The 6,917-nt window shown below is 70.4% G+C and carries 7 protein-coding genes; 4 read left to right on the forward strand and 3 right to left on the reverse strand.

The window, feature by feature from the left end; all coding sequences use genetic code 11:
- Nucleotides 1–181: 181 nt before the first annotated feature.
- Together ACYVOO_RS00185 and ACYVOO_RS00190 are read right to left on the reverse strand one after the other, a co-directional pair.
- The gene (locus ACYVOO_RS00185; RefSeq protein WP_461013609.1) at nt 182–1,228 is read right to left on the reverse strand and encodes an ACP S-malonyltransferase; all 1,047 of its coding nucleotides are present in this window, start codon (nt 1,226–1,228) and stop codon (nt 182–184) included.
- A gap of 84 nt (nt 1,229–1,312) precedes the next feature.
- A complete protein-coding gene (locus tag ACYVOO_RS00190) occupies nt 1,313–2,098 on the reverse strand; it encodes an HdeD family acid-resistance protein (protein WP_461013610.1) in 786 nt (261 codons plus the stop codon).
- Nucleotides 2,099–2,169: 71 nt separating this feature from the next.
- On the opposite strand from ACYVOO_RS00190, the gene ACYVOO_RS00195 reads away from it, so the two are divergent.
- Complete coding sequence (locus ACYVOO_RS00195) at nt 2,170–2,667, forward strand: DUF1269 domain-containing protein (protein WP_461013611.1); 498 nt, start codon at nt 2,170–2,172, stop codon at nt 2,665–2,667.
- A gap of 152 nt (nt 2,668–2,819) precedes the next feature.
- On the forward strand, nt 2,820–3,338 hold the full coding sequence (locus tag ACYVOO_RS00200) for a GNAT family N-acetyltransferase (protein WP_461013612.1): 519 nt from the start codon (nt 2,820–2,822) through the stop codon (nt 3,336–3,338).
- 1,087 nt (nt 3,339–4,425) lie between these two features.
- Here ACYVOO_RS00200 and ACYVOO_RS00205 read toward each other — a convergent pair.
- Complete coding sequence (locus ACYVOO_RS00205) at nt 4,426–5,223, reverse strand: hypothetical protein (RefSeq protein ID WP_461013613.1); 798 nt, start codon at nt 5,221–5,223, stop codon at nt 4,426–4,428.
- A 380-nt stretch (nt 5,224–5,603) separates the two neighbouring features.
- Between ACYVOO_RS00205 and ACYVOO_RS00210 the strand changes: the two genes are divergently transcribed.
- Together ACYVOO_RS00210 and ACYVOO_RS00215 are read left to right on the forward strand one after the other, a co-directional pair.
- Nucleotides 5,604–5,828 carry a nucleoside triphosphate pyrophosphohydrolase family protein gene (locus ACYVOO_RS00210; protein ID WP_461013614.1) on the forward strand — a complete coding sequence of 75 codons (225 nt, stop codon included), beginning with the start codon at nt 5,604–5,606 and terminating at the stop codon, nt 5,826–5,828.
- A gap of 19 nt (nt 5,829–5,847) precedes the next feature.
- Nucleotides 5,848–6,339 carry an HIT family protein gene (locus ACYVOO_RS00215; protein WP_461013615.1) on the forward strand — a complete coding sequence of 164 codons (492 nt, stop codon included), beginning with the start codon at nt 5,848–5,850 and terminating at the stop codon, nt 6,337–6,339.
- Nucleotides 6,340–6,917 lie beyond the last annotated feature (578 nt).

Raw genomic sequence — 6,917 nt, forward strand, 5'->3', positions numbered from 1 at the left:
CCGCAGCAACGGGTTGCCAGGGCACCAGGACTCCCCGGAGGGACGGGGTTTCCCCGAGGGACGGGGTTTCCCCGAGGGCCGCGGTTCCCCAGGGGACAGGGATCCGCGGAAGAACGGGGCCCCACGGGGAAACGGGGCTCCCCAGGGAGACGGGGTTGCCAGAGCACCGGGGCCGTGAGGGCTACCGGGGGTTGTCCGGCGCACCGGTGTGATGAGGGGCGCCAGGGCCGGCCGTGGCACCGGGGCCGTCGGGGCCACCCGGAACACCGGGGACGCCGGGTGCGTCGACCGGGCGGTCCGGGCTCGCGCCGCCCGCCACCCCCGTACCGCCCCAGCCGGCCGGAATGGGCCCGTCGGGCCCCCAGTCCTCCTCGGTCATCCCCTCGCCCGCGCCTGACGGGTCCGCGATACCGGCCACGGCACGCGCCAGCTCGCCCGCCTCCGCGATCCCCCACTCCTCCACGGAGACCGCCCGTATCCCGGGCGCCCCACCGGCCAGCCGCTCGCTCAGGGCCCGCCCAGGCGGCATCTCGACGCAGCAGTCGACGCCCTCGGCGGCCATCGCCGCGACGGACTCGTCCCAGCGCGGCGGCCCCACCGCACACCGCGCCATGTCGTCGAAGACGGCGTTGGCGTCCTCGCGCAGCACGCGCCCGTAGAAGCCGCTCAGGTAGGGCACCGTCTGCGGACGGCGCCTGACGGTGGCCAGGTGCTGGGCGAGCCGGATCGGGAGGATGCCACCGGGCTCCTCACCGCGTTCGAGGAGTTCGCCGCGCAGCCGTACGGCCCTGAGCGCCTCCTCGAAGGTGAGCACCCCGCACGTCACCCCGGCCGCGAACGCGCCGACGCCGTGTCCGACGACGAGGCCGGGCGGCACGCCCTCGTCCTCCGTCATGGCCCGCGCCCCCGCCACACCGGCGATCAACAGCGCGAGGTGGAGCGCGACGGGCGACTTCTCCAGCGCCTCGGCCGTGTCCAGCTCGGCAATGCCCCCGGAGAGGTCCAGTACGGGACCGTCCCCGGAACCGGAACCTCCACCCGCGCCCGAACCCCTCCCCGTAGCCGCACCCGGGCCAGTCGCTGTCCCCGCACCCGGGCCGACGCCCGCGTTCCGCAGGGCCAGGTCGGCCTCGGCAAGGACGGTCGCGGACGCGGTGGTGTCCGGCAGGCGGTGCAGCATGCCTCGGCGCTGGGAGCCGTGACCGGGGAAGAGGAACGCGATGCTCATGGAGCTACCCTCACCCGCACCGAGGCGACGGCGCCAGTGCGACGCCCCTCCCCCGCCCCTGCTCGCACCCCTGCTCACCCCGCCTCAGCCCCGCTCCTGCCCCCGGCGCCCCTGGCCTCGCTGCGGCTGTGGCTGCGGCTGGGCCTGTGCCTGCCGCTGCCGCAGGTGCAGCCACAGCCGCAGACCCGTCACCAGCTCGACGATGCCCAGCGCGAGCAGCCAGGCCCCTGTGACCACGGTCAAGGCCGTGACCGAGGGGAACGGGGCCACGATCAGCACGACGCCTCCCAGCACGCTCACCGCGCCCAGGAACATCTGCCAGGCCCGCGCGGGCGCCTGCGCGTCCCCCGCCGCGCCCGCGAGCTGTGTGATGCCGCGCAGGACCCAGCTCACGCCGATCCACAGCGCGAGCAGCAGCGCCGACTGGAGCTCCCCACGGAAGCAGAAGAGCCCCGCCAGCACCGAGACCGCGCCGCTGACCACCCCGATCACACGGGTCGCCGTCGTCAGCCGCGTACCGAAGGCGGAGACCACCTGCACGACCCCGCTGACCACCAGATACGCGCCGAAGACGACCCCCGCGACCACGACCGTGACCTCTGGCCACACCAGCGCCAGCACTCCGAGGACACACGCGACGATCCCGGCGACGACGAGCGCGTGCGCGCTCTTGCCCGCCGCCATCCGTACGAGCGGCGAGTCGGGGAGCCCGCCAAGAGCGTCACCGCCCGTCTCACGAATCTCGCGAGCGTCACGGGCATCACGGGAGTACGGGGGATCCGCGTGCGAACGGCCCGGCTGCCGGGACTCCGAGGACCCCGGAGACTCCGGGCGGCGCTGCCCACCACCAGGGGGTGCAAACTGAGACATAACACCATTCTCGCCCCACTCCCGGTGCTGCCGCTCGCGCCCCGCCCACGACGCGTGGGCATAGTGGGCCCATGGACGAGAACATGCTGTTCCTTGACCTCACCGACCGCAGCGCCGACGAAGCACGCGGGACACTCGACGCGCTGCGACGGGCCCACTCCGACGGTGACATCAGGCTGCACGAGGCCACGCTCATCTCCCGGGCCGAGGACGGCACCCTCGACATCCCCGAGACCGTCGACCACACCCACGCCACAGGCTTCGCCGTCGGCGGCCTGGTGGGCGGTCTCGTCGGGCTGCTGGGCGGGCCGGTCGGAGCCATGATCGGCTTCAGCGCCGGGGGCCTCATCGGCGGCGGTCGCGACGCACGCAGGGCGACCGAGACGAACGCGGCGCTGGAGACCCTGGCCGACGCCGTGCCGCCCGGTCGCACGGTGCTCGCCGCCGAGGTCTCCGAGGACTCGACGGACGCCGTCGACCGCGCGCTGGGCCCCGACGTCGTCCGCTACCCATCGGCCACCTTCCGCGAGCACCTGGAGTCGGCCCTGTCCGGCGACGGCCACGACTGAGCCATCGGCCCCCGTGCGGCTCCCCAGGCCGGGCCTCCATGGCGGAGAAACATCGCGCACCACGCCTGCCGGAACCGGACCGCTTGACACGGACGTGGGACGCGTCGAAAAGGATGTGAGTCTCCCCAGGGAGCGCGACTAGGGTCTGGGGGATGCGACACGCGCGGTGGGAGCCGGTGACGGCGGACAACTACGAAGCCGTCATCGAGCTGGAAGTCAGGGAGGAGCAGCGCGACTTCGTCGCCCCGAACGTGCGCTCCCTCGCCGACGCGTGGGCCCATCCCACGGCCCGCCCCCTGGCGCTGCTGGCCGAGGAGGAACTCGCGGGCTTCGCGCTGCTGGCCCCCGTCCCGTCACAGCCGCGGACCATCGCCCTGATCCGCTTCATGATCGACCGCCGCTTCCAGCACCGAGGCCTCGGCCGCGCGGGCATCACGGCCCTCATCGAGGCGGCCAGGGCCGACGGTTACACCACGATGCGCCTCAGCGTCGTCCCCTCCAACCACGCGGCCCGTGCCCTCTACGCCACCTCGGGCTTCCGGGAAACCGGCGCCTACGAAGACGGCGAAATCGTCCTCCAGCGCCCCCTCGCCCTCCCCGCCACCGCCGCCTCCCGGACGGCCCCTGAACGCGCCAAAGCCCCTGCCGAATCCCTCCGGCAGGGGCCCTGACATGCGTGGGGCCGGGGGCTGACCCCACATCATTCCGCCGCGGGTCGCGGCGGCCGATGCCCTCGCTCTTCGACGGCGAGAACACCGGAACTCAGTGCGGCAGGCCCGTCGGGCCCGACGGAAATACGCGGTCACGCATTTCCCGTACGGCCGAACCGAACCTGCGAAAAGGAGCGTTAACCGCTCCCTTGCTCTGTACCCAGATAACCACGCTCACCCGGGCCAATTCCACTCCCCAGGGCCTCTGTTACACATCCATGACGCCCCGAGCGCATTCATGGCATAACCATTTCCGGCACCTTCGAATTCAATGAAAAGGCACCGGGGCACGTCTTTGTGAGACACCACCAAAAAGTGACGCCCGCAGAAAACAATTCCACCGGTCAGCTCCTGCCGACCGCCCCTCCAGAAATCCCCTCACCCCCGTGCCACCACCCCGCGGACTCCCCGGGCCGACGGCCGGCCGGCCCGCCCACGGGCCCTGACACTGCGTTCGATGCAGGGCGGCGCGAAAAAGTTCACGGCGGACGGTACGCACGTCACCGCCCCCGGGAACGTGTCCGTACAGCAGGCCGACGCCTTGCGTCGCCGGGCCCCCGCCCGCGCCACGAGGTGACGAGCGGCGAACGGCGAACAGGCCCCAGGGCGCGGTTGATGGAAAGCAGAAGCACTGGTGGCCGCGGCCGGACCCAGCAGGTGAACGAACTCATCAAGGTCACACACGGCCGGCCACGGCCACGGATGGCGATCCTCGGCGATTTCAACGCCGAGCCGCGATACCCGGTAATCGACTCGACGCGGTCGGCCAACTTCGGCGAAGCGACCGGGATTGCCGAGGCGAGGAGAACTACCCGCCCTGCGCGCCCACTGCCCCGGCAGCTCTCCGCCCGAAGAAGTCCGACCACATCTGACTCCGCGGAATCACGGCACCCACTCCGGCCACAACCTGGCGCTCACCAGTTTCCGGACCGATTGACGGCCCTACGGACGCGTACCGCCAAAACCCCCGGAGCGGGGGCCCAACGGCTCTCGCCCCGGGGGCGCGCCCATGACCGCCAGGAAGCCCCTCGCCTCCCGGGGGCCGGCCCTACGCGCCGTCGCGAAGGCCGTCCACGTCCGTCCTGGCGTACCGCCCGAGCCTGCCCGCCCGTACGCCGCCGCGTTCCGCCGTGACCTCGAACGTGCCGAGGGGCCAGCCCAGATACGCCGCGGCCTCCTTGCCCGTCATGCTGGCGGCAAGCCAGTCCTCACGCTCCTTCACCGTGGCACCGACCTCTTCCGCGGGAAGGCCGTCCAAGTCGTCCAGGGAGTACATGGGGTGCTCCTTGAAGGTCCCCACGGGCTCCAACAGGCCCCGCCCGGCCAGAGCTTGCACGTCGACGCGATCGACTTCCAGCCCGGTACGGCTCGCCAGATGCTCGGCTGCCTTGACCGAGCCGACCCCGGGGTGGTCGCCGACCGTGGCGCGTATCTCCTCGACGCGACCCGCGAGCATGTCGGCCACCGCCTCCGACCAACGCTTGCCGTCGACGTCCGGCGGCGGGACCACGCCCTTCTGCTGGCCACGCCCGATCTGCCAGTTCTCCAGCCCCAGCCTTCCGGCCAGTTGGTAGGGCCCGAAGCTGCGCCCCTTCGCGGCACCGGCCCGGCGCGGCTCCTTCGGGGCCGACCCCGTGCTCCGCGACGCGGCGTCCCCGTCGCCAAACGCCGCGGTGATCTCTGCGAGCCGGTCCGGGATCGTCTTCGCCAGCCCAAGCGACCACCGCTCGTCGTCAATGTCCGGTGGCGGTATGAGCCCTCGCGCCTGGGCCCGACGTACCGTCCTGGGCTCAAGCCCCAGCCAGTCAGCAAGCTGGACAGGCCCGAAGTCCCGTTCCCTGGCCACGATTCCCTCCCGGTGATGTCCCTCATCGCGGTCGCGCAGGTGGTGCGTGAGTCCGTTCGATTCGCTGGTTTCACCCTACGTGCCGGGTCTGACACACACTGGCCCCAAAGCCAAAGGCCCCGCTGCCGCCTCACCGCCGGCCCCATACGCGCCCCGCCCCTCACGGCCACACGGAAACAGAAAGAGCCCCTGCCGGAGCTCTGCGACAGGGGCTCTGACGTGCTGTGGTCTGTTCACGAGTGGCTCTGACCCGCTTCGACGACCTGTGTTCAAGATCCTTCCCCAGGCACCGAGTGATCGTTCTCCACGATGACTGGGGCACCCGGTCCAGCGCCGGGTTGGGATCGTATGCGTCCGGTCCGGATCGGGAGGGGCTTGAGATGAACCTTGAGGAACTGCGCCAGCAGGCGGTACGTATCCATGATCTCTACGACGAAATGAACCGGCACGAGCGTGGCCGGGTATGGACGCGGGAGGAGTTCATGCTCGGCTTTGCAGGCTATGGCCGAGCTCGACGCGGCGATCAGCGCTCGCCTCCCGAAGGCCGGGGAGCCGTCATGACGGCGGGTCCGACCAGTCTCGCCGACGTGCTTGAGGAGGGGTGAGCGGGTGGAACGGCAAGCGATGGACCTCAGCACCTACACAGCCCGGGCGCAGAACGGGCCATGCTTCGTCTGCGCGTACGTGGCCGGGGATCCCGACTATCGTCACGAGGCGGTCTACGAGGACGATGCCCATGTCGCATTCTTGGACCGCTGGCCCACTGTGCCGGGCAAGGTGCTGGTGGCCCCGAAGGAGCACATCGAGCACGCAGTCAGGGACTTGGACGAGACCGCGTTCACCCGGCTGATGCTCGTGGTGCGCAAGGTGTCGTTGGCGGTGGAGGCGGTTTTCGCCCCTGAGCGCATCTACCTGCTCTCGCTGGGAAGCCAGCAGGGCAACGCTCATCCGCATTGGCACATCGCCGGGCTGCCTCCTGGGGTCCCCTACGAGCGCCAGCAGTTTCACGCCCTGATGACCGAGAACGGGGTACTTGTCCCCACTCCTCATCAAAGCGTGGACATGGCGAATCGGCTGCGCAAGGCGGTCAGAAGCGTCTCCCGAGGCGAGTCCTGACTCCGATCTCTCGACGCTACGGTGACCGGGCTTGTGGGGAGTTTCGCGCTCATCGCCCCCCGCAGCAGCGGTTCGGTGGAGCAGCAACGAAGGGATCCACGGCCGACCACGAGGACCGTCGCCACCTTCCGCCCCGAGCAGGTTCGAACGAACCCCGGAAACGACGAAGATCCCGGTGATCGTGATGATCACCGGGATCTCGTCAATCGTTCTCAAGCTCACTCAAGAACAACTGTGCTGTGGGGTGTTCACGGGTGCCGTTGCGCAGGTGCGATCCCTTCTACTCGAAGATCGCTTCCCAGCGCCGGAGTGATCGTTTCCCGGGTTACAACAACAGTTTCAGGTTTCCCAGGATCACGTGGTGGTGGGGCGTATGGATACCTGCGGAGGAGACTGCCAGGGCAGGCGCGCAAGCGCGGCAGGCGGACGTCAGGATTCCCTTTCACTTGCCGGTGACCCCTGATCGGCAGTTGCCAGAGCGCGGGTGGGCTGATGACTTACTGAGGTTTTCGGGTTGGTGTCGGATGGTGACGTGCGGTGATCCCTGCGGTAGGCCGGAAGCATGCGGTATGCGCAGG

Source organism: Streptomyces daliensis (assembly GCF_054782395.1).